We start from the raw sequence: 21492 nt of genomic DNA, 5'->3' as shown, positions 1-21492 counted from the left end.
GCCAAAGACAAACAGTTCCTATCTGAGCCCAATGCCGCCACCTGGCGGCATTTTCTTTTCCGTATCAAATAAATCTTCGCATTACAACTGAGTGAAAAAATCTTCTGGCTGATGCCTGACAGGTTTAGTACATTGCACTGTTGGCGTGCCAAGGTATAGATAACCGACAATCTCATCCTGTTCGTTCAGGCCAAGCTGGCGCTTAACGGATGCGCTCTGCGCAAAATAACCTGTTCTCCAAACACCAGACAGGCCCTGTGCAAAAGCCGCTTGTTGCATAGCAAACACGCTACAGGCTGCGCTTTCAATCTGCTCGATTCTGGGCACTTTTGGGTGCTCCATATAGGGGGAAATGGCAATGATCAGCATAGGTGCACGCTCAGGCAGTGATTTGGCACGGTCGATGATACGCTGCTCTTGTTGTTCCTCGACTGCTGCCTGGTAGAATATCTCGCCCAATTTCTCTCTGCCCTGCTCCTCTACCAAAATAAAGCGCCAAGGCTTTAAGCCACCGTGATCAGGCACCTTGAGGGCAGCTTTTTTTATCACTTCAAGCTGGTCGGTATTTGGTCCCGGAAAAGACAGGTTGCTGTCGGATTGTCGCGTCAGTAAAAGTTCTATGGCATCCATTTGTAATTCCTAAAATTTCTGTTCACTCACTATTCTAACGCGACACAGGCCTAAAAGTTTAGTAGCAGTTGCTAAAAACCATTCATGGCAAGTAATCCTTAGTAGGTTCGAGATATTTACGGAGCCAATAGTCGAGGCTGAAATAGCGCCCACCCCCCGTAAATATCAGGCTTACCAGCATTGCAAAGTAAATGGCTGCGAACTCAATGCCATTATTCAGGATAACCGGGTTTCCGTATTCATAGAGGTATTCTGGTAATCCATTGGCGTCAACAATTTCTTTGATGCGGGACAGCCGCTCAGCCACCTCGTTACTCGCTTCCAGGCTCTGCTTAGCGACATCGCTTCCCAGCCAGGCAAATACTTGCGCGGCGCTGGTATCCGGATTACTAGGTGCGACCGAGAACCAGCCGTTATGCCAGTGCACCTGAGTCGCGGCAACAAACATAGTCACGGCAAGTGGCACAGACACCAGGCGCGTAGCCAGTCCGATCAACAGTAGCCAGCCGCCAAGAAATTCACTCCAACCCGCGAGAAAAGCCAACAAATCCGGCGCAGGCAGGCCAAGTCCCCACTGCGCGTTACCAAACCAGGCAACGACATTTTCATCGGCCAGCAAGCGTTGCCACCAGGCGAGATCCGCATTAGCAAGGTTGAGTTTATTGAATCCGGCAATGATCATTACGGGTGCCAAAATAAGCCTGAGCATCAGAGGCGCCAGGCCATCCAGTAAAGACGCTTTGTCCAGAAGAGAACGATAAAGGAGGTAGAATGATTTAAGCATATATAAAGTCTGTTATAACTGATGTTATGAGTGTAGACCTTATATCACCGTTTTTTATTGCAAATAGTATGCTTTTAACTGCCACACAACACGGGCGCCATACATAAAGCCTACCCGTGTTGTGTTGTTCATCGTCAGGTTTATATCTTTCTCGCTACCTGCAACGCTTCATAGATAGCTCTCTTGGCATCAATAGCCGCCGCCAGCTTAGCACCGCCAATGACATGCTGGTTGGCAGGCATGGCGTCTTTGTCAAATAAAGCATCGTTCGATGTCTGACCAATACAAGCAACCACGGTATCCACGTCCAGGACGCGCTCTTTCCCGCCTTGCTTAACAAGCAGACCTTTGTTATCAAAAGAAATATACTCACATTCGGCAATCTGTTCGACGTTATGGTGCTTCGCTACCGCTCGGTGGATCCACCCTGTCGTTTTGCCTAAGTTGTTACCAAAGCGACCTTCGCTACGTTTAAGCATATAGAGCTTTTTACCCGTCCCGCTGTCTGACGGCTGACATTCAATTCCCCACTGCGCTTTAAATTCTTCTATGCTCTGATCTGCCTGCTCAGCCAGAAAAGCAACCATATCAAAACCAATTCCTCCGGCGCCAAGAATCGCGATTTTATCACCCAGCTCAACTTCCTTACGGATCACCTCATCGTAAGCAAAAACACGCTTACCATCGCTACAGGTAATTCTGGATTGTCGAGGACTGACCCCGGTTGCAAATACAATGTCATCGTATGACTGAGCCATAGATGACTCATATTCACAACCAAGCTTGAGCTCAATGCACAGGCGTTCGACTTCCTTCAGGAAGTAGTTCAAGGTGTATTTAAAGTCTTCTTTACCAGGGATCCGCATGGCCAGATTAAACTGACCTCCAGCATGTTCATTCTTGTCAATCAAGGTCACCTTATGGCCCTTTTTGGCAAGATAACAGCTGGCGGACAAACCCGCCGGGCCTGCGCCGACAACTAGCACCTGTTTGGGGCTGCTTGTACGCTCCAGAGGATAATCAAGCTCGAAACCTGCCTGCGGATTAACCAGACAAGTAGCCCGCTTGCCTTTAAATACATGGTCCAGGCAACCCTGATTACAGCCAATACAAATATTGATTTGTTCAGCCTTATCCTGCGCATACTTGTTAAAAAACTCAGGATCGGCGAGTAAAGGGCGCGCCATGGAAATCAGGTCCGCCTCTCCCTGATTGAGAATATCATTGGCAAGCTCAGGGGTATTGATCCGGTTGACCGCCACGACTGGAATATCCACAACATCTTTAAGACGCTTAGAGGCTTCACGAAAAGCGCCCGCTGGCACCATACTGGCAATCGTTGGAACTCGCGCTTCATGCCAGCCGATCCCCGTATTGAGGATGTCTACACCCGCCTCTTCCAGCGCTCTGGCCTGAGCCGTAACCTCTTGTGCTGTTGAACCATTAGGGATTAGATCCATTACCGATAAACGAAATACAATGATGAACTTAGGCGAAACCTTTTCACGTACAGCACGAACAATCTCAACGGCCAGCCGCATTCTGTTTTCCAGGGTGCCACCGTATAAATCTTGACGCTTATTGGTGTGTTCAGCCATGAACTCGTTGATCAGATAGCCTTCAGAGCCCATGATTTCAACACCATCATACCCTGCTTTCTCCGCCATTTTGGCAGATTTAGCGAAATCTTTGACTGTGTTGCGGATCATGCTCAGCGACATAGATTTTGGTGTATAAGGGTTAATGGGCGCTTTAATCTCGCTGGGTGCAACATTAAAAGGGTGATAAGCGTAACGCCCGGCATGTAATAACTGAAGGCAAATCTTGCCACCGTGTTCATGCACGGCATCCGTATATGCACGGTGCTTGATAATGTCATAGCGACTGTTAAACGAGGAAGAAATCGGGGTTAATTTACCGCGTAAATTCGGGCTGTAACCTCCGGTGATGATCAAGCCAACACCGCCTTTCGCGCGCTCCTCGTAAAAGGCTTTAAGTCGTTTCCTGTTATGCCATCCCTCTTCCAGGCCTGTGTGCATAGAGCCCATGACCAAGCGATTTCGCAAATCTGTGTTCTTCAATTGTAGTTTTTGTTCTAACATTGCGTGCCCCAATGTAACTGGTCTTACCTGTGAACATTAATGATTTTATATTTTTTCGCAAGCAAAAACCGCGACTAATTTCTTTTAAATTGCACGCAGAGATAGAAAACTGGCTGTTTTTCAGCCTGTCATCAGCAAAATAATACTTAGTTACGTTTTTGTTCTAACGGCTTATGAGCAACTAAGTTATGATTAACATCGAGCACATTCCACTTAGATATTCAGAGGTACGGCTTTGAAATTGATCGGTAAATTTTTTCTTGGTATCTGGCACGCGCTGAACTTTTCTCGTCGCCTGGTTCTCAACTTTTTGTTCTTTTTCCTCATCATCGCGGCTGTCATAGCTGCCTTCCCAGCTGAGAAAGAGCCACAGATTGCACAAAGCAGTGTGTTACGTCTAAACCTATCAGGAAAATTGGTTGAGCAACTCACTTATGTGGATCCCGTAGACGCAGCAATGGGAGACATTTTTGGTAAGCAAGATATGCCAAAAGAGATGTTGGTTGATGACGTTGTTGATACTATTAATATTGCCGCAAATGACGCTCGTATTCAGGCACTCTATTTAGATTTACGTCACATGCACTATGCGCACCTCGACAAGTTACGCGATATTGCAAGTGCCATAGAGACATTTAAAGCAGCCAATAAAAAAGTGTTCGCACATAGTCCTTATTTCAGTCAGTCTCAGTATTATCTGGCTGCCCATGCCGATGAAGTCTCCATCCACCCTTACGGTGGTATTAATATTAGTGGCTATGGCTCGTATCCTATGTACTTTAAAGATGCCCTCGAAAAGCTCAAAGTCACTCAACATATCTTCCGCGTAGGGACCTATAAATCAGCGGTAGAACCTTTTATTCGTAATGATATGTCTGCAGCAGCCAAAGAAGCGAATCAACTGTGGCTTGACGCTCTGTGGGACCAGTACAAGCAAGATGTCGCGAGTAAGCGCGGATTTGATACAGCAAACTTTGACGAAACCTTAACTCAGTTTGTTGATAAAATGGCCTCTGTTACCGGAGACTCTGCACAGTTTGCTGTTAAGTATGGCTGGGTGGATAAACTTGAAACCGATCAGGAATTCAATCAAAAGCTCATTGATCTGGTTGGGACTCAGGACAATGGCAAGCGATTCAAACAAGTCGCATTTGAAGACTATTATACTGCCGTGTCATCTCATGGCTTTGGCGCAAATCCGTTTACAGATAAAGTGGCCGTGATCGTTGCCAAAGGCAACATTGTTGACGGTAAACGCAAGGCTGGCATGATTGGAGGAGACTCTACAGCGGCACTACTTCGAAAAGCAAGGCTGGACGAAAAAGTAAAAGCAGTGGTGTTAAGAATCGATTCTGGCGGCGGCAGCATGTTTGCATCTGAAATCATTCGTAATGAAGTATTGGCCATAAAAGCCGCAGGAAAACCCGTCATTGCCTCTATGGGGTCAGTCGCAGCGTCCGGTGGATATTGGATTGCAGCATCAGCCAATGAAATTTGGGCGTCGCCCAGCACGATTACCGGTTCAATCGGTGTATTCGGCACCATTCTAACTTTTGAAAATTCTCTAAAAGAGCTTGGCATCTATTCGGATGGTGTTGCCACCACTGAACTAAAATCCTCCTCCTTAGCTCGAGGCCTGGATCCTAAATTTGCACATGTATTACAAATGGGCGTTGAAGACGCATACAATAAATTCATCTCTGTCATTGCGGACTCACGAAACCTGGCTGTCTCTGATGTTGATAATGTTGCTCAGGGCAGAGTGTGGCTCGCCACGCAGGCACATGAGTTTGGGTTAATTGATAAACTGGGCACCAAGCAAGAGGCAATAGAGGCAGCAGCGCAAATGGCGAACCTTGAACACTACGATGTATTCACTGTTGAGCAAACTCTGTCTGAAAAAGAACAGCTGCTTCAGGATATTTTCGGCTCTGCAGCGGTCCAATCACTGTTGGCATCGTCGGATGACCAGGCGACTCAGATAAGCACTATTGCTCATCAGGGCATGAACCAGATTTTAAACCAGGTTAAGCATAGCGCTACCGTAATTGCACAGTTTAATGATCCTAACAACATCTACACCCTGTGTACGACCTGTGTTGTCGCCGAGTAGAGAATGTCTCTTTGATTTGACTGCATTGTGATGCTGCAGTTGATATAATTAGCCCGGACTGAATTCCGGGCTTTTTTTTAGGTAGCAGAATGAAAAGAAAAAAAATCTATATTGCCTACACAGGCGGCACAATTGGCATGAAGCAATCCAGCCGGGGTTATGTCCCCGTTGCCGGCTATTTGACTGAAACAGTCAAAAGCAATGCCGAGTTTACCCGGGAAGAGATGCCCCTGTTCGACATTCATGAATACTGTCCGCTTATCGATTCGTCGGATATGTCGCCCCTGCACTGGCAACTGATAGCAGATGATATAAAAAGCAAGTATGATGAGTATGACGGGTTTGTGGTGCTCCACGGCACAGACACCATGGCTTATACAGCTTCGGCATTGTCATTTATGTTTGAGAATCTGACTAAACCCGTGATCATCACAGGTTCTCAAATCCCCTTGTCTCAGCTTCGCTCTGACGGCCAGGTTAATTTGCTGAATGCTATGTACCTTGCTGCGAACTACCCTATCGCTGAGGTCAGCCTGTTTTTCAATAATAAATTGTTTCGTGGTAACAGAGCTATCAAGGCGCACGCTGACGGATTTGACGCTTTTGCATCACCGAATATGGCGCCGCTTGCACAAGCTGGTATTAATATTCAGTTGATAGAAGGCCAGTTAAGTCCCTACGTCGATCAAGCCTTACGGGTTACATCTATAGCGTCCCAACCAATCGGCGTATTACACCTTTACCCCGGGATTAGCAGTACCATGGTAACTAATGTCCTGCAAAGTGATATTAAGGCGCTCATCCTGCTTAGCTTTGGTGTCGGTAATGCGCCACAGCAAGAAGATATCCTCTGCGCGCTCAAAGCAGCTTCAGATAGAGGCGTTGTTATTGTGAATCTAACTCAGTGTATTCAGGGGCAGGTCAATATGGGGGGCTATGCAACTGGCAACGCCTTGCTTAACTGTGGCGTGATTAGTGGCTACGACATGACACTTGAAGCCTGTTTAACAAAGTTACACTATCTATTCAGTCAAGGTCTGGAATTGGAGACGGTTCGACATCTCATGCAGGATAATCTGCGTGGCGAGTTGACCCGTTAAGCAAGTGCTTTAGTTTACAAAAAACCGGAAGTTGATTTGACTTCCGGTTTTTTGAACACTCACCGATTATCTTACTTTAGCAGCTATCTCAGTCAGGTCGGTCAAATGACATGACTCCCCACTGTGCGTTTTAATACCATGCTCACCGAAGTAATCTCGCTGCGCTTGTACTAAGTGGCCATTACTAGGTGTGCTCAGTGTTGCAATGTAGGTTTGCGTTGAAGTAAGCACAGGGAATGCCAGGCCGCTTTGGATAGCCTGCCCAGCTACTTTACGCAAGGCATTTGCAGGCCCTTCCAGGGTATCTATGAACTCAACCCCTTTGGCAATATCATCCAGATAATCTGCTCGAATGATACATCCCGCGCGCCATGTCTGAAGCGTTTTATCTAAATCGACTTTCCATTGGTGCGACCTGGATGCCCCTTTAATAAGAGCAAGACCCTGACGATAGCAAAGCAGACTGGCAAAGTAGAATGCATCTCTTAGCTCGCTAAGGTCCAGCTCAACACTGTTCGTAGCACGGCTTGCATAAGTCATTTCTTTCGCTGCTGGTGTATCAATGGTGTTAGTCAAATGTCTTGCCTGCACAGCTGCAACTAAAGAAGGTACCGCAATACCTAACTCCAGCGCATTTTGTGCGGTCCAAAGACCCGTGCCCTTAGCACCGACTTTATTATCAATAAGGTCAACCACAGACTCATTTTGTTCATTCTCCAGGCTGAGAATATGGCTGGAGATAGCCAGCAGATAACTATTGAGCTGACCTTCAGACCACTCTTTAAACACTTCTGCGACTTGCGTCGGCGTTCGGCCTGTGCCAATTCGCAACAACTGATACATCTCTGCAATCAATTGCATCAGCGCGTACTCAATGCCGTTGTGAACCATTTTCACAAAATGACCGCTGGCAGACTGACCAACACGTGCGAAACAAGATTCGCCATTATGTGTGGCGGCCACTTTTTCAAACCAAGGGATCAAACGTTCCCAACCGCCTTCAGAGCCACTGGCCATCATGGCCGGACCATGTCTGGCACCTTCCGCACCACCGGAAATCCCCATAGTGGCGAACTCAAATTTATTTTGGTATTTCAGTTTACGTGAAATACCATCTTTGTAGTTACTGTTGCCACAATCAACAATGATGTCACCCTTTTCAACACCGGCTTCGATTAAATCCTGACACACCTTATCCACCAGCTCACCAGCCGGAACTAACAGCAAAACGGATCTTGGTGTGTCCAATCGTTTTACCATGTCAGCAAGATCGGAAACTATGTGAAGGCGCTCGGCAATACCCAATGACTGTGCGCAACTCAACAACTCGGCACCTGCATCCGGGTTTTTATCATAGGCGACTAATGTCATGCCCTGTTCTACTAAATTTAGCGCGAGGTTTTTCCCCATCACACCCAAACCAACTAATGCAACTTGCATTAAGTTTCCTCCTCGGTAACAAATTCTATACTATATCGGTAACGCACCTTAATTATACCCCAGCTGAGAGGGATATACAGCAAAGTACAGCTTACCTAACTGATCCCGCCCATCTGCTTGTTAATTAAACAAAACTTGATAAGTGCGGTTGTTCATTGACAAAAAGTCATGATTGACGCCACCTGACACCGGTGTCATAATCAGTTCATATAGATCATATAATTTAATTTGCATGTTAAAAAGGGTTATAAGATATTTCTTTCTTAAAACCCAGCAAGTTAACCAGAAAAGTCACCGAGACAAGCCAACAGGAGAACCTGATGCTTAGACGCACAAAAATTGTAGCAACACTTGGGCCAGCTACAGACAGAGATAATAACTTAGAAAAAATCATTCGCGCAGGCGCAAACGTTGTCCGCTTAAACTTTTCCCACGGAGTCGCACAAGATCACAAAGACCGGGCTCAGGCGGTCAGAGACATTGCAAAAAAACTCAATAAACATGTCTCTATTTTGGCAGATTTACAAGGTCCGAAAATTCGGGTGTCCACTTTCAAAGACGGCAAAGTAGACCTGGCTGTAGGCGCTAAGTTTACACTGGACGCGGAGCTCGAAAAAGGTGAAGGAACCATCGAATCTGTCGGTATCGATTATAAAGAGCTACCAAATGATGTGAAATCAGGTGATTTATTGCTGTTAAACGACGGACTTATTCAATTAACTGTCGACTCAGTAGTGGGCAATAAAGTTCATTGTACCGTCACCGTCGGTGGAATACTGTCAAACAACAAAGGGATTAATCGACTGGGTGGAGGGCTGACAGCGCCTGCATTTACTGAAAAAGACAAGCAGGACTTACTCACTGCTACGGAGATAGGCGTTGATTACATAGCTGTTTCTTTCCCCCGTAGCGGTGAAGACATGCGCTATGTACGCGGGCTTGCAGAAAAAGCGGGATCAGATGCACAGTTACTCGCTAAAATTGAACGTGCTGAAGCTGTAGAGTCTGTTGAAGCGATTGACGACATAGTATTAGCGTCTGATGCCGTGATGGTTGCCCGTGGTGATCTTGGTGTTGAGATTGGCGATGCTGCACTGGTCGGTAAACAAAAACAAATCATTAGTCGTGCACGTTCATTGAACAGAACGGTTATCACAGCAACACAAATGATGGAGTCTATGATAGACAATCCGATGCCAACCCGCGCAGAGGTAATGGACGTTGCGAATGCTGTGCTCGATGGAACAGATGCCGTTATGTTGTCAGCTGAGACGGCTGCAGGCGATTACCCGGAAGAAACTGTTGCGACAATGGCGCGTGTTTGCCTGGGCGCTGAATCTCAGCCACAAACGCATATTTCAAAGCACCGCTTAGACAGCATGTTTACCGACACTTCGGAGACTCTGGCTCTCTCTGCAATGTATGCAGCTAACCATCTGACTTCAGTGAAGGCCATCGTGGCACTGACCGAATCGGGAAACACAGCGAAATTAATGTCCAGAATTAGCTCTGGCTTGCCAATCTACTCATTGTCACGACATGCCAGAACATTAGGTCAGACAGCGCTATACCGAGGTGTTTATCCGGTTTATTTTGACTCAACTCAATGCAGTGAAGAATCAACCGTTCGCGATGCGCTAAATACACTGGTAGAAACAGGTGCGCTGGAACAAGGCGATACGGTGATCCTGACTCACGGTGACGTTATGGAAACTATTGGCGCAACCAATACAATGAAAATTGTCACCGTTTAAGTTGTGATATATCCGGGTGGCATGTCTGCCCGGAGATACCTTCCCTCACTCGCTAAAACTGCTGCTTAAAGCGTATCAGCTCGCTAAAGCAGCTTTTACCTTGTCTCTGTAACTACGGCTTACTTTAAGCTCCTGGCCATTTTCCAATACCAATAAGTACTCTCCGCTACTTTGCGTAACCAGCTTACTAATTTGCTTGGTATTCACAATGGCAGACCGGTGAACACGCACAAACAGTTTAGGATCTAATTCCTGTTCAAGCTCTTTCATTGTTTTGCGCAGAATGTGTGTCTGACCGTCAGAGCAATGCAAACACATGTAATCACCGGCAGCATCAATCCATTGGATCGAGGCAGCGGATACACGAATGATCTCGCCTTGCTCTTTTACTGCAATTGACTCTGGGTACTTTTTATCCTCAATGGTGTCCCCTGTAGCCAGTTTACGCAGGATTTCTTCGCAATTATTGCCAGTAATTCCGGCAACGAAGCTGGCGAGCTTTTTCTTGTGAGCATTGTCTTGTTGTGTTTTCAAATAGCTATGCACTTTTTCAACCGCCTGTTTTAGTCTGTTGTCATCTACGGGCTTTAGGATGTAATCTAAAGCATGAATTTCAAAGGCTTTTACTGCATAATGATCAAAAGCAGTGACAAACACGATGGCAGGCAGCGGCTTCACACTCTCACTGAGTGCTCTGGCTACTTCAAAACCATTCATGGTTGGCATTTGAATGTCGAGAAAAACGAGATCTATCTGCTGACTGGCGCATAGCTCGAGCGCCTGCTCTCCTGAGCTGCACAACTCGATAACCTCTATCTCTTCTATCTGTTTTAAGCGCACCGCCAGGCCTTTTCTGGCTAGGGACTCATCATCTACAATTAGCGTTCTGATTTTGCTCATTACTTTACTTCTCAGCCTTTTCAAAAGGAACTCGTATATTCACCTTCAGCCCTGAAGGTGTATTGTGCGCAAGCACAAATGAATAGTTGTTTTCGTACAGGGTTTTTAGTCGATCCTGGGTATTCGCGATGCCAACACCCTGTACATTGCTTAGCTGGCCATTTTCGATTGTAGCACCGGGCCCGTTATCCCCTACTTCTAACAATAGCTCATTGGCAAAGACCTGAGCCCGTATCTCAATTTTGCCACCGTTAGCCATATGCGCAATAGCATATTTAATCGAGTTTTCAATTAAGGGCTGTAAAATCAAACTGGGTACCAGGGCCTGCTTAGCGTCCTCAGTAATGTCAAACTCAACTTCCAGACGTTCATCAAAACGCACCTTTTCAATGTTCAGGTAGAGCTTTAGCGCATGTAGTTCCTGCTCAAGAGGCACCTTTTTGATTGGATCGGTATTTAGCGTATACCGTAAGAAATCACTCAGCCTGGACACCATTTGATTGGCATCTTTGTTTTCTTCGACCAAGACCAAAGTCGAAATTGCGTTCAACGTGTTGAAAAGAAAATGGGGGTTAAGCTGATAACGGAGCATCTTTAGCTGCGCTTCATGTGCCATGGTATTTGCTTTGAGTGCTTTTTGGCGTTCGCTCTGCAGCAACTGATAGTATTTAATGCCGAAATAGAGGCCACTCCAGCAGAGAATAATATAAACAGAGTCCAACCCTTGCTGCAGGTAATAGTACCATTCTTCAGGCCGGTAGCCGTGACGGTATATTTCCCACATGTTGAACTTTTGCACAACAGACCAAAGCGTGCCTGTTAAATACGAGGCGCTAAAAACAACAAAAATGAGCAGTAAAGGTTTAGCATTCCATACCTTGCGATACAGATAGCGCAGTGGCACCGTCATCAAACAGCCAGCATAGGCATTCAGCACGATCACAAACACATAAATATCGCGCATTTCGAATACTTTTGAACCGATGTAGTTTACTAGTGCATAGCCTATCCAGCCTGCAATTTGTAAAACCCAGAAAAATCGCTGTCGATTATCGACCAGAGCTTGCCATTTCAAACGCTATAACCTCTTAAGACTTAGCCAAATTATATCCTAAGGCGGCTTTGTTCAACAGCGTCAGCGGTCTTGCTTTTCTAACGATTAAACGCAAATTACTCAGCGAAATTAAGTTAGCAAAATAATAACAAAGGCCCTGTCGGGCCTTTTCACATTTAACGTTTACTTAGTATACGCTCTTGGCATATCTGAGTCGGTAGTATAACGCTCTCTGAGCTTATCGTGACGAGACTCAGTACTGACCTCTTCTCCGTTAATCCAGAGTTTGTCTAAGGTTGTACTGAACTCAAATGGATCGGCACTCCATAATACTAAATCTGCACGCTGACCAGAGGCAATTTTACCGCCATCAAGACCGAACGTTTCAGCAATATTACTGGTTACCGCTTTCAATGCACCTTCGTAGCTCATGCCGTGGGCAACCGCGATACCTGCATCAAATCGTAACTGATACAAATTGTGTGCCCCTTCAAAGGCAAACCCTGACAGCAAGACCTTAACACCAGCGCGCTCAAGCTTACCCGCATTAGTAAGAGCGGCATGCAACGAGCTGAAGCTACTCGGTAGGTTTGAAACAGCACTGATCACCACCGGTACTTTGGCTTTGGCGATTTCATCTTTCACCAACACAGCGTCATTGACGCCCCATAATACCAGTTTCAGGCCGAACTGTTCCTTAACCTTCAGTACTTCAAGGATATCCGACGCCCTTTCTACTTCGGCAACAACTGGGATTTCGCCTTTGAGCACAGCCGTGAGCACCAGCTCTTCGCGACTTGGCTTTTTAGCGTCTTTCTTGTCGTCTTTTTTGCCTTTCGCTAGTTTTTCTTGTTGCGCTTCCAGCTTTTCAGTCAGAGTCTTGTACTTCATAGCACGAGAGCCACTGCCACTGGCATCCATATCGATGACTAACGCAGTGCTGGTTTTTAATACACTGTTGAATTCGCCAGAAAGATCAACAACAAACGCAAGTCCCTCAAAAATACTTTTACCACCATGAGGGATCACAACATTCTGCGTAATACCGCCTTTGCGACCATAAGGGATAAGCGAAGATCTGGGGTTGAATGCAGGACTGGCATCAAAATCAATCCCGGCTTTATCATCGCCGCCGTCCCTTGAGCCGGCAACCGCACTGACTTCAACTAACCCGAGTTGGTTCATCGAGCCAATGAAACCTGGTGTCAATACTCTGCCCTGCGCATCGATAGTCTTATCGGCTGACACATTGCCAGGATTGACTGCCGTAATAGTGCCATTTTCAATAACAACCGTTGCCCCCTCAAGCACACCGGCCTCTGTCATGGTATGAACTGTTGCATTGGTGATAGCCGTTGTCTGAGCGAACACACTAGTAGAAGCTAACAGTGCGCCAGTCAATAAAGAAACATTAAACTTTTTCATCATTTACTCCTTAGCGCTGACCCAGCATAAAATCACTTACAGCCTGATATTTTTCATCATGGCGGTCATATACTTTGGCACCGTCGATATAAACAGTTTCAGCTTTAGAGTAAACACTGAACGGGTTTCTATCCCAGATCACGATGTCCGCTTGTTTGCCTTGTTTGACTGAGCCCGTTATCTCTTCAATACCAAGAGATTTAGCAGCATTGTAGGTGATCCACTTAATCGCATCTTGCTCTTTCAGTGAGAAACCTGCCTGGTTAGCAGTATTCATGATTTTAGCCGCTTCATGGTTCAGACGTTGAATAGTCGTGTCTGAATCTGAGTGAACAACCGCACAAGAATTCTTAACGGCATCCACGATTGCAACATTTTCCGGCACCATGTCATAGGCTTCCATCTTGAAGCCCCACCAATCTGGCCACAGTGCCGCACAGTTTCCATTCTCAGCCAGAAGATCAGCGACTTTATAGGCCTCAATGCCATGGTGGAAAGTCCCCGAGTGATAACCAAACTCTTTGGACAAGTCGATCATCATCGCCATTTCTTCCGCTTTGTAGCAGTGATTGTGGATCAGGATTTCACCGTCCAGTACGCCACGAAGCGTATCAAGACGAATATCACGCTTCGGCGCATCGGGATTCAGGCCAGCGGCATAAGCTGCTTCATATTGCTCCCATGCCTGCTTGTATTCACTTGCTTCAGCCCACGCAGCTCGGTAACCGGCCATATTACCCATACGAGTATAAGGTGCAACGCCCTTGCCTCCGTATACGCGTTTCGGGTTCTCACCACAAGCCATTTTCAGACCATAAGGTGCACCTGGAAACTTCATACCCTGCATGGTTGGTGAAGGCACATTTTTCAACGTTACACTGCGACCACCAAACAAGTTGGCAGAACCTGGCAGGATCTGCAATGTGGTGATCCCTCCTTCTCGGGCACGATTAAAACCTGGGTCTTGTGGCCAGACTGAGTGCTCTACCCAAACCTGGGCGGTATTTGGTTTAGTGATTTCGTTGCCGTCAGCGTGTGATTCAACGGAAGGGTTAGGATAAGCCCCTAAGTGCGAGTGCACATCAATGATCCCAGGTGTTACCCACTTCCCCTGTGCATCTATAGTCACGTCTGCCTGGGCAGACAGATCCTGTCCTACCTGGCTGATTTTACCGTCTTTAAGCAAGACATCAGTTTCTTCGAGACGCTCACCAGTTCCGGTCAAAACCGTTGCATTGGTGATAAGTGTAGAGCCCTTGCTAAGTGGCTGATAGGTGCTTGGGTATGGATTTTTTTCAATAGTGACTTTTTCTTTTTGAGGTCCTTTATCTTGGCACCCAAGAAGAACTGTACTTAATGCAAGTACAATCGCCGTTGGCTTGAATTTTTGCATCATTTTTCTCTTATTTTTCTGCGTGATTGATCACCCCGCAGGGTATTGGCTAACAATTGACGTAAAATTGCAAATTTGTTTCGACAGTTCACAATATAGCTCGGCCACCTGCACATTTCGAGTTTTCTCCCTGTAATAGAAGCTCATGTGGGTTAAAGACTCATTCACTCAATCAGATTAATAAGTCACTTGCCTAGCCCGGGCACTTATCTCGATTCTGTGAGTTAAGCAAAAATACATGGATAAAACACCACATTGTGGCGCTTGGCTCTATTGATCGTGCAACACACTTTTGCGTTCCTAGTTTCTCAACCCGTAGACACACTCTGAGAAGCATAGACATAGTTTTGACACAGGTATTAATCTAAGTTCAAGTAAACGCAAACAGCACTATAATGAAACAAAGAGAAATAGTTAATCGAAAAAAACTTTCCCAGGAAACCTCTTGCACTCACTTACGCCAGACACAACTATATCATTAAAATCAGCTTGTTACTCAGAGATTTTAAAGCCGACATAGTTTATTACATTCGGATATTGTCCCGTTACAGCATTTTGCATTATTCGCATCAATACTTGTGGTGAGCTTTTCATAAACCTGGAGAACATCATGAAATTTGCCAAGGCCCTAATCCTGTCACCACTACTTCTGGCAACCAGTATATCGGCCAATGCTGGAGGCGTTGAGTTTGTTGGAACCGACAACAGTGTTGCCACCCAACTGTGTATTGCTGTCGGCGCAAACCATCGCCTGACGTTGCGTAAGGAATTAGAGGAACACCACATAAGTCGTCAGATTGTGACAGACAAACTGACCTGTAACGATTTGAGTGTCTCTCAGTTTACGAAAAAGTTTGGCCTCCACAAATCTGCACAACTGCTGAATATAGACACCAACACAGATACCTCTATTCGTGATATCGCGATGTCAGAGCAGCAGAAAACCATTGCCGTATATGGGTCTAAATGAGTGTTTATCATTGTTAGCGCATTGCGACATCAGGTTAGGTTATGTCTCAATGCGCAGTTATTCAGCAAGTTACCAATCAGGTTTGCTTATAAGCCCTGCTACCTCAGATAACCGTTGCAATCAGGCCAAACACTCCCCCAAATACGCCCCCCCAGACTACAAGCCAGCCCAAGTGGGTGTGGATCATATCCTGAACGATACTTTTAACCATAGCAGGTGTCAGTTCAGCCAGACGCTCTTCTACAGCATGTTCAATGGCAACTTTTATCGCGTCAACCGACTGCCCGCTGGTCAGCAACCCTGATAGTTGCTGTTGAAATTCGGGCCCTTCACTGATCTCGAATAGGGCTTCTTTCATTTTATCCGTAAAGCTGTCTTTCATCGGTTCAATAGCTTCTTTTCCACCCACCATCGCCAGCATAGCACCAAACTGTGAAGCCTCAATAACCTGTACCAACTTATTGAATGCAGGAGATAAATCTGTTTGTTTGATGACCGGCTTTAGATCCAGTTGAATTTCGTTCTTCTTGGCAAAACTTCGAAGCTTGTCATCATTAAAGAACTCTTCGAGTATGAGTTTACGTATCGCAGTTTTGAATTCTCTGAATTTAATAGTGATGACCCCCGACCCATATAGACCAGGCACCTTTTCAAATAGCATATGGATTGCAAGCCAGTTTGTCACAGCTCCAGATAGTGCAAACAGCCCCATAGTTAACAGAACATCGACTTTCATTAACCAGCCAATGAGTACAACCGCGGCGGCCAGGATATTCGTCGCTAGACTTTTACTCATTATTGCCTCTTGTGATCTGAGTATTTTGTTCGGCCGCATATTGTAGTGAATTTAAATCTGTCTACAAGTATTTGTGTTATAGCAAAAATCGACCATAGTTTAGGGTATGTGTGGTACTCAACCTGTGAAGGTACTATGTGGAATCTCGTAAATCAGTATATCAGTGAGGCAATTCATGAACACTTCGAGTTTACCCGTAAAACGCAATTGCCCTGCAATGGGCAAGCTCGCTTATTCAAAATAGAGAATGACCATCACTGCTACTTAGTCAAAGTGGACCACATTCAGGCCCTCGAACGTTTTGAGTGTGAAGCTAAAAACCATGATACTCTGATCCGAGATAGTGATTTTTTGATAGCAGATACGATTGCAATTGGCTCAAGTATAGAGTTTTGCTTTTTAGTACTTGAGTGGCTGGAAACGTCGGGAGAGGTAGAAGATTGGTTTACCTGTGGGACGACTTTAGCGAAATTGCATGCACGTCACGAGCAACAAATGTATGGCCTTGAGGAAGACAACTACTTCTTTGACTTGGCACAACCAAACCAGTGGCACAAAAAGTGGGAAGTGTTTTTCGCTGAAGAACGGATAGCCTGGCAGCTACAACTATTGGCTGAGAAAGGCATCAAGCTTGTGGACATAGACAAGTTTGTTGAGGAAGTTAAGCCTATGCTCCCTCATCAGGTCGCCCCTTCTTTGTTACACGGCCACTTTTGGCGCGGGAACATTGCTTTTGCTCAAGGAAAGCCCTGCCTGTTTTGCCCTTCCTGTTACTATGGCGACAGAGAGGTTGATTTGGCCGCCAGTGAGCTATTTGCGCCGTTACCCCCGGCATTTTACGAAGGATACGACAGTGTTTATCCGCGTCTGGATGGATACGAGGGTCGTCGCCGTATCTATCAACTTTACCCACTTTTGTGCCATGCCAATATGTTTGCAGGAGACTACCTGAAACAAGCGGCCAGTCACATCGAAACCCTATACAAATAAGTGCAACTTTACTGTAATAATCGACAATGCTGCTATAGTTATTAATGCGAAAAATGGAAAACTCGTTGGAGTAAACTCATGAAGCAGCTGTATGACCAACGTATTAGTTGCCCGCATTGCGGTCATCATATCTTTGTTAGTCTCGACGCCAGCGAAGGTGATCAGGACTACTATGAAGATTGCGCAGCCTGTTGCAACCCAATTCACTTAAATATGCATATCGACTATGCGATCAACAAACTTGAACTGAAGGTAGACTCAGACGACGAACAAGTATTTTAACAGGCACGGATTGTGCCTGTTTTATACCAATCAACCTGAGTAGCTCCGTCACTTTTGAAGCTAAAAGGCCCAATATTTGAGTGACAAATGCTTGTTGGTTACCTGTATCTCAGATCTCAAGCCACGCATTTATCCCTCCAATAACAGTACGCAAAAACACCGTTATCGTCGGCGCTTTTCACTTCAATAAGGCGGACTAATATTATAAAGAGAAGCTTCCTCTGTTTTTACGTAAATAGTGCTCTACGGTATTGACTGTTGTGTATGTTTGCTGGTCGACTTCAATGTTCAGCGCATCACCAACGTGGGCCACACCTAAATTGGTCAAGGTCAAAGTTTCAGGAATAAGGTGAAGCCAAAAGCCCCCTTCTTCCAATTTGCCGACTGTTAAGCTCGCACCGTTCACACAAATAAATCCCTTATAAAGAATGTACTTTATCCACTGGTCATCAATGGCCAGCTTGATCCGGCAATTGTCCGCATCCTGAATGATTTGTTCAATTGCCCCCTGGCAATGCACATGCCCAGACACTATATGCCCGCCCAACTCTGTGCCAAAGGTCACAGAGCGCTCAAAATTAACCCGGGTCCCCTGTTGCAAACCACAGAGGTTGGTCAGTTTGAGCGTCTCATCGATCACATCAAAAGACACCTGGCCAACAACATCAGCCCCTCTCACTTCAAAGTCAGTCACGGTCAGGCAACAGCCGTTGATTGCAATGCTGGCACCATGAGTTAACTTTTCCAGGTATCGACTATCAACTGATAGTACTAATTTCATGATCCCTTCACGCAATACGGCACTAACCACCGTCGCTTGAGTCTGTACAATTCCGGTAAACATAACGCTCAGATTTTCGAGAATAATGGCGCGCAGTGTATCGCAAACAGTCATCAGATTAAACTGCGCGTTCATCGGATAAAAGTGGTAAGTTTTTAAGAAGTTATTTAAGATTAACGTTTTAGGAAGTTCAGATTTAATATGAAATTCGCTTTATGGGAAGCTAAGCGCCTGATACGCCTTGCCACCCCTGTCTTTTTTGCCCAGATAACCTTAGTGCTAATGTCCGTTGTCGACACTATGATGGCGGGACAAGTTAGTGCTGAGGACCTCGCTGCGCTATCAATTGCAACCGGTACCTGGAACCCAATGATTTTTTCTTTGCAGGGGATTTTGCTCGCCATCACCAGTATGGTTGCCTACTGTGATGGCGCCAAACAGCGAGAGGGTATAAAAACCTATTTTCAGCAAGGTATCTATCTGGCACTTGTTTTGTCTTCACTCGGCTTTATCGCCAGCGCATTTACGCCACTGATCTTTGCTCAGATTGGAGCCGCCGAAGCCATAACCAGTTTAGCGCAGCAATATATCGATTTTGTAAAATGGGGACTCCCGGCCTTCTTATTGTTTTCTGTCTATCGCAACGTGACTGAGGGTGTTGGCAATACCAAAGCTGCATTGTACATCAGTTTGTTAGGCCTGTTAGTCAACGTCTTTGCCAATTATGTGTTTATATACGGGAAGCTGGGTATGCCCGCACTAGGTAGCGCAGGCTGTGGCCTGGCAACTACCCTGGTGTTTTGGGTGATGGCTACAGCGCAATTGGTGTATAGCTTTAACAACAAATATCTGGATGGAAAGTGGCTGATAAAAGCGTTTGCACGCCCAAGCCCAACTACACTCGTACAGATTATAAAACTGGGCCTGCCTATCTGCCTGGCTACTTTCTTCGAAGTCACTTTATTTGCCTGTATTCCTTTGTTTATTGCAGACTTGGGTGCAATTGCAGTGTCTGGGCATCAAATTGCAGCCAGTGTCACTACCATTTTGTTTATGCTGCCACTTAGCTTATCAATGGCAATCGCAATTCGTATTGGCACGCTATCCGGAGAAGGCAATTATCCGCGGCTGGTGAATTCGGTCTATACCAGTTTTGTGTGTGCTGTCGTGGTCTCCGTACTTGTTGCCACCTTTACTTTTGTGATCCGCAACGAAATTGCCTGGGTATATACTCAAAACGCAGAGGTTGCGGTGTTGGCTTCCGGCATCATAGTACTGGCATGTATTTATCAGCTCCCAGATGCCTTACAAGTTGCTGCAAACGGGGTTTTGCGTGGGTTAAAATACACCAGCCCTATCACCATAGTGACCTTTGTTTCTTACTGGCTGATTGGCTTCAGTCTGGGGTTTGTATTGGCAAAAACAGATATCCTGACGTCAGCCATGGGAGCCAGAGGGTTCTGGGTCGGTATTATTGTTGGCCTGACGTGTGCTGCGATATTGCTTTTGTATTTTGTGAGGAAACGGCTTGATACGTTACGCCCTGACTCTGTTTAGTGTGATACTGGTCGCTTGTGCACCGGTGGCTAGTGATATTAACCAGGAATATGCCGACAGGCTAGCACATGTGCTGGCGTTGGACCCTTTGCAGATAGCAAAGCCAACCCCGCTGGAGGCCTATCGTGCCACACGACCTGAAGCCACTTTTAGACTGTCTGTTTTACAGCTTGCCAACCTGGGACACTGTGCGCTGGCTCAGGACGTTGCGATGCACAACAACCAACTCGGCAAACTAGCCGTGCCCAGTGAGGTCTTTAAATATCAGGTGCGGTTTATCCAGCTGGCAGATCAATGTGTTGACGACGACAGAACCAGCGATCCTGACGTCAAACGCACTTTAACTCAAGCTGCCGCATACAAGCGAACGGCCCTGCCTCAGTATTTCGCATTCATGCTTTCTGCCGAAGAAGAACTCACCCAATTTAGCAGACTAACATTTGCAGAGATCGATAAACGTGGCTCAGACGATGAAATCAGAGCCAATGAAGGCCTTGCCACTTTGGCATCAATCGCGAACACCCTGTCAACACCAGAAAACATTGACCCAGAACGTATCACGCCTGCCCTCAGAAAACTGCATAACAACCCCTATGCTCAGACTTTGCTGACCAGTGCACGCAAGCAAATTAACTGGAACCAGGCTTTAACGGCATGGTTATCGCAAGTAGAACTACAAACAACTGTATGTCCTGAAGGAAAAAACAAACGCAAAGCCGAAATATTGCATAACGTATTTAATAAGTTTTCGATTTCGACATTGCAACCTTATCAAGCTCAACTGAGTAATCAGCTACAGGAATTGAGTAACTCCGTAGCAAAAATTTCGGCGGCGATACCTTACCCGCCCTACCCAAATCATGCTGAAGCGCTGATGGATGAACTGAAAACGTCAAGCCGACAGCATGCACAGTGGTGGCAACGCTTCTACAAAGTGTGTAAAGTTGCACCGGTATGAACGAAAAAAGTGCAAACAAACATTAATTTAGCAAATTTACTTGATCCCACTGAACGCTCACTATATATTAGCGGCCGTTGGCAAGTGACTTAATGCAACAAAACAGTCATATCAGCTCAACAATGTACGACCGTAGCTCAGTTGGTTAGAGCACCACCTTGACATGGTGGGGGTCGGTGGTTCGAATCCACTCGGTCGTACCAACTTATTTGATAAGTCACAATGCACACCTCTGTACGACCGTAGCTCAGTTGGTTAGAGCACCACCTTGACATGGTGGGGGTCGGTGGTTCGAATCCACTCGGTCGTACCAACTTATTTGATAAGTCACAATACACACCTCTGTACGACCGTAGCTCAGTTGGTTAGAGCACCACCTTGACATGGTGGGGGTCGGTGGTTCGAATCCACTCGGTCGTACCAACTTATTTGATAAGTCACAATGAATACCTCTGTACACCCG

The 21492-nt window shown here is 46.0% G+C and carries 18 protein-coding genes and 3 tRNA genes; 11 read left to right on the top strand and 10 right to left on the bottom strand.

Translation table 11 applies throughout. The features are described from left to right. Positions 1-81: 81 nt before the first annotated feature. From CWB99_RS02615 to CWB99_RS02605, 3 genes are all read right to left on the bottom strand, one after another. The gene (locus CWB99_RS02615; RefSeq protein ID WP_138552582.1) at positions 82-630 is read right to left on the bottom strand and encodes an NAD(P)H nitroreductase; all 549 of its coding nucleotides are present in this window, start codon (positions 628-630) and stop codon (positions 82-84) included. Positions 631-712: 82 nt separating this feature from the next. Beyond that, positions 713-1414, bottom strand: a complete 702-nt coding sequence (locus CWB99_RS02610; protein WP_138552583.1) for an HvfX family Cu-binding RiPP maturation protein — start codon at positions 1412-1414, stop codon at positions 713-715. A gap of 140 nt (positions 1415-1554) precedes the next feature. Further along, entirely contained in the window at positions 1555-3516 is a 1962-nt protein-coding gene (locus CWB99_RS02605) for an FAD-dependent oxidoreductase (RefSeq protein WP_138552584.1), read from the bottom strand. A gap of 241 nt (positions 3517-3757) precedes the next feature. Between CWB99_RS02605 and sppA the strand changes: the two genes are divergently transcribed. Both sppA and ansA read left to right on the top strand, forming a co-directional pair. Next, on the top strand, positions 3758-5629 hold the full coding sequence (sppA, locus tag CWB99_RS02600; RefSeq protein ID WP_138552599.1) for a signal peptide peptidase SppA: 1872 nt from the start codon (positions 3758-3760) through the stop codon (positions 5627-5629). A gap of 89 nt (positions 5630-5718) precedes the next feature. Continuing rightward, on the top strand, positions 5719-6729 hold the full coding sequence (gene ansA / locus CWB99_RS02595) for an asparaginase (protein WP_138552585.1): 1011 nt from the start codon (positions 5719-5721) through the stop codon (positions 6727-6729). Positions 6730-6795: 66 nt separating this feature from the next. Here the strand turns inward: ansA and gndA are convergent, their stop codons facing one another. Then, positions 6796-8169 (bottom strand): NADP-dependent phosphogluconate dehydrogenase, encoded by a 1374-nt coding sequence (gene gndA / locus CWB99_RS02590; protein ID WP_138552586.1) that lies wholly within the window; start codon positions 8167-8169, stop codon positions 6796-6798. Positions 8170-8489: 320 nt separating this feature from the next. On the opposite strand from gndA, the gene pyk reads away from it, so the two are divergent. Next, positions 8490-9923: a pyruvate kinase gene (pyk, locus tag CWB99_RS02585; RefSeq protein WP_138552587.1), complete on the top strand. Its 1434-nt coding sequence runs from the start codon at positions 8490-8492 to the stop codon at positions 9921-9923. Between the two features lie 75 nt (positions 9924-9998). Here the strand turns inward: pyk and CWB99_RS02580 are convergent, their stop codons facing one another. From CWB99_RS02580 to CWB99_RS02565, 4 genes are all read right to left on the bottom strand, one after another. Next, positions 9999-10823 (bottom strand): LytR/AlgR family response regulator transcription factor, encoded by an 825-nt coding sequence (locus CWB99_RS02580; protein WP_138545584.1) that lies wholly within the window; start codon positions 10821-10823, stop codon positions 9999-10001. A 4-nt stretch (positions 10824-10827) separates the two neighbouring features. Beyond that, entirely contained in the window at positions 10828-11898 is a 1071-nt protein-coding gene (locus tag CWB99_RS02575) for a sensor histidine kinase (protein WP_138552588.1), read from the bottom strand. A 162-nt stretch (positions 11899-12060) separates the two neighbouring features. Then, positions 12061-13302, bottom strand: a complete 1242-nt coding sequence (locus CWB99_RS02570) for an amidohydrolase family protein (RefSeq protein WP_138552589.1) — start codon at positions 13300-13302, stop codon at positions 12061-12063. 10 nt (positions 13303-13312) lie between these two features. After that, on the bottom strand, positions 13313-14695 hold the full coding sequence (locus tag CWB99_RS02565; protein ID WP_138552600.1) for an amidohydrolase: 1383 nt from the start codon (positions 14693-14695) through the stop codon (positions 13313-13315). A gap of 610 nt (positions 14696-15305) precedes the next feature. Here CWB99_RS02565 and CWB99_RS02560 point away from each other — a divergent pair. Beyond that, positions 15306-15665, top strand: a complete 360-nt coding sequence (locus CWB99_RS02560) for a DUF3718 domain-containing protein (protein ID WP_138552590.1) — start codon at positions 15306-15308, stop codon at positions 15663-15665. Positions 15666-15768: 103 nt separating this feature from the next. On the opposite strand, the gene CWB99_RS02555 is transcribed toward CWB99_RS02560, so the two are convergent. Further along, positions 15769-16461, bottom strand: a complete 693-nt coding sequence (locus CWB99_RS02555) for a DUF445 domain-containing protein (protein ID WP_138552591.1) — start codon at positions 16459-16461, stop codon at positions 15769-15771. A gap of 135 nt (positions 16462-16596) precedes the next feature. Here CWB99_RS02555 and CWB99_RS02550 point away from each other — a divergent pair, with 135 nt between their 5' ends. Together CWB99_RS02550 and CWB99_RS02545 are read left to right on the top strand one after the other, a co-directional pair. Then, the gene (locus tag CWB99_RS02550) at positions 16597-17451 is read left to right on the top strand and encodes a fructosamine kinase family protein (RefSeq protein ID WP_138552592.1); all 855 of its coding nucleotides are present in this window, start codon (positions 16597-16599) and stop codon (positions 17449-17451) included. 78 nt (positions 17452-17529) lie between these two features. Continuing rightward, positions 17530-17733, top strand: coding sequence for a CPXCG motif-containing cysteine-rich protein (locus CWB99_RS02545; RefSeq protein ID WP_138545590.1), 204 nt, complete (start codon positions 17530-17532; stop codon positions 17731-17733). A 202-nt stretch (positions 17734-17935) separates the two neighbouring features. Here CWB99_RS02545 and CWB99_RS02540 read toward each other — a convergent pair whose 3' ends face one another. Then, positions 17936-18577, bottom strand: a complete 642-nt coding sequence (locus CWB99_RS02540; RefSeq protein WP_138552601.1) for a riboflavin synthase subunit alpha — start codon at positions 18575-18577, stop codon at positions 17936-17938. A gap of 138 nt (positions 18578-18715) precedes the next feature. Between CWB99_RS02540 and CWB99_RS02535 the strand changes: the two genes are divergently transcribed. From CWB99_RS02535 to CWB99_RS02515, 5 genes are all read left to right on the top strand, one after another. Then, on the top strand, positions 18716-20071 hold the full coding sequence (locus tag CWB99_RS02535) for an MATE family efflux transporter (RefSeq protein ID WP_138552593.1): 1356 nt from the start codon (positions 18716-18718) through the stop codon (positions 20069-20071). After that, the gene (locus CWB99_RS02530; protein ID WP_138552594.1) at positions 20043-21029 is read left to right on the top strand and encodes a DUF3080 family protein; all 987 of its coding nucleotides are present in this window, start codon (positions 20043-20045) and stop codon (positions 21027-21029) included. The genes CWB99_RS02535 and CWB99_RS02530 overlap by 29 nt, the downstream gene beginning before the upstream one ends. 126 nt (positions 21030-21155) lie before the next feature. Next, a tRNA-Val gene (locus CWB99_RS02525) sits at positions 21156-21232 on the top strand. A gap of 33 nt (positions 21233-21265) precedes the next feature. Continuing rightward, positions 21266-21342: transfer RNA gene (locus tag CWB99_RS02520), tRNA-Val, on the top strand. A 33-nt stretch (positions 21343-21375) separates the two neighbouring features. Next, positions 21376-21452, top strand: a tRNA-Val gene (locus tag CWB99_RS02515). The last annotated feature ends 40 nt before the right edge of the window (positions 21453-21492 follow it).

The organism is Pseudoalteromonas rubra (assembly GCF_005887095.1).
Classification (GTDB): domain Bacteria; phylum Pseudomonadota; class Gammaproteobacteria; order Enterobacterales; family Alteromonadaceae; genus Pseudoalteromonas; species Pseudoalteromonas rubra_E.
The sequence above is the reverse complement of the archived record's forward strand: the minus strand, read 5'-3'. Positions and strand labels throughout refer to the sequence as shown.

Coding starts and splice junctions, on each gene's coding strand:
- CWB99_RS02545 (WP_138545590.1), top strand. CDS start 17,530: ATGAAGCAGCTGTATGACCAACGTATTAGTTGCCCGCATTGCGGTCAT.
- gndA (WP_138552586.1), bottom strand. CDS start 8,169: ATGCAAGTTGCATTAGTTGGTTTGGGTGTGATGGGGAAAAACCTCGCG.
- CWB99_RS02570 (WP_138552589.1), bottom strand. CDS start 13,302: ATGAAAAAGTTTAATGTTTCTTTATTGACTGGCGCACTGTTAGCTTCT.
- pyk (WP_138552587.1), top strand. CDS start 8,490: ATGCTTAGACGCACAAAAATTGTAGCAACACTTGGGCCAGCTACAGAC.
- ansA (WP_138552585.1), top strand. CDS start 5,719: ATGAAAAGAAAAAAAATCTATATTGCCTACACAGGCGGCACAATTGGC.
- CWB99_RS02535 (WP_138552593.1), top strand. CDS start 18,716: ATGAAATTCGCTTTATGGGAAGCTAAGCGCCTGATACGCCTTGCCACC.
- CWB99_RS02605 (WP_138552584.1), bottom strand. CDS start 3,516: ATGTTAGAACAAAAACTACAATTGAAGAACACAGATTTGCGAAATCGC.
- CWB99_RS02560 (WP_138552590.1), top strand. CDS start 15,306: ATGAAATTTGCCAAGGCCCTAATCCTGTCACCACTACTTCTGGCAACC.
- CWB99_RS02565 (WP_138552600.1), bottom strand. CDS start 14,695: ATGCAAAAATTCAAGCCAACGGCGATTGTACTTGCATTAAGTACAGTT.
- CWB99_RS02555 (WP_138552591.1), bottom strand. CDS start 16,461: ATGAGTAAAAGTCTAGCGACGAATATCCTGGCCGCCGCGGTTGTACTC.
- CWB99_RS02610 (WP_138552583.1), bottom strand. CDS start 1,414: ATGCTTAAATCATTCTACCTCCTTTATCGTTCTCTTCTGGACAAAGCG.
- CWB99_RS02580 (WP_138545584.1), bottom strand. CDS start 10,823: ATGAGCAAAATCAGAACGCTAATTGTAGATGATGAGTCCCTAGCCAGA.
- CWB99_RS02615 (WP_138552582.1), bottom strand. CDS start 630: ATGGATGCCATAGAACTTTTACTGACGCGACAATCCGACAGCAACCTG.
- CWB99_RS02540 (WP_138552601.1), bottom strand. CDS start 18,577: ATGTTTACCGGAATTGTACAGACTCAAGCGACGGTGGTTAGTGCCGTA.
- CWB99_RS02550 (WP_138552592.1), top strand. CDS start 16,597: ATGTGGAATCTCGTAAATCAGTATATCAGTGAGGCAATTCATGAACAC.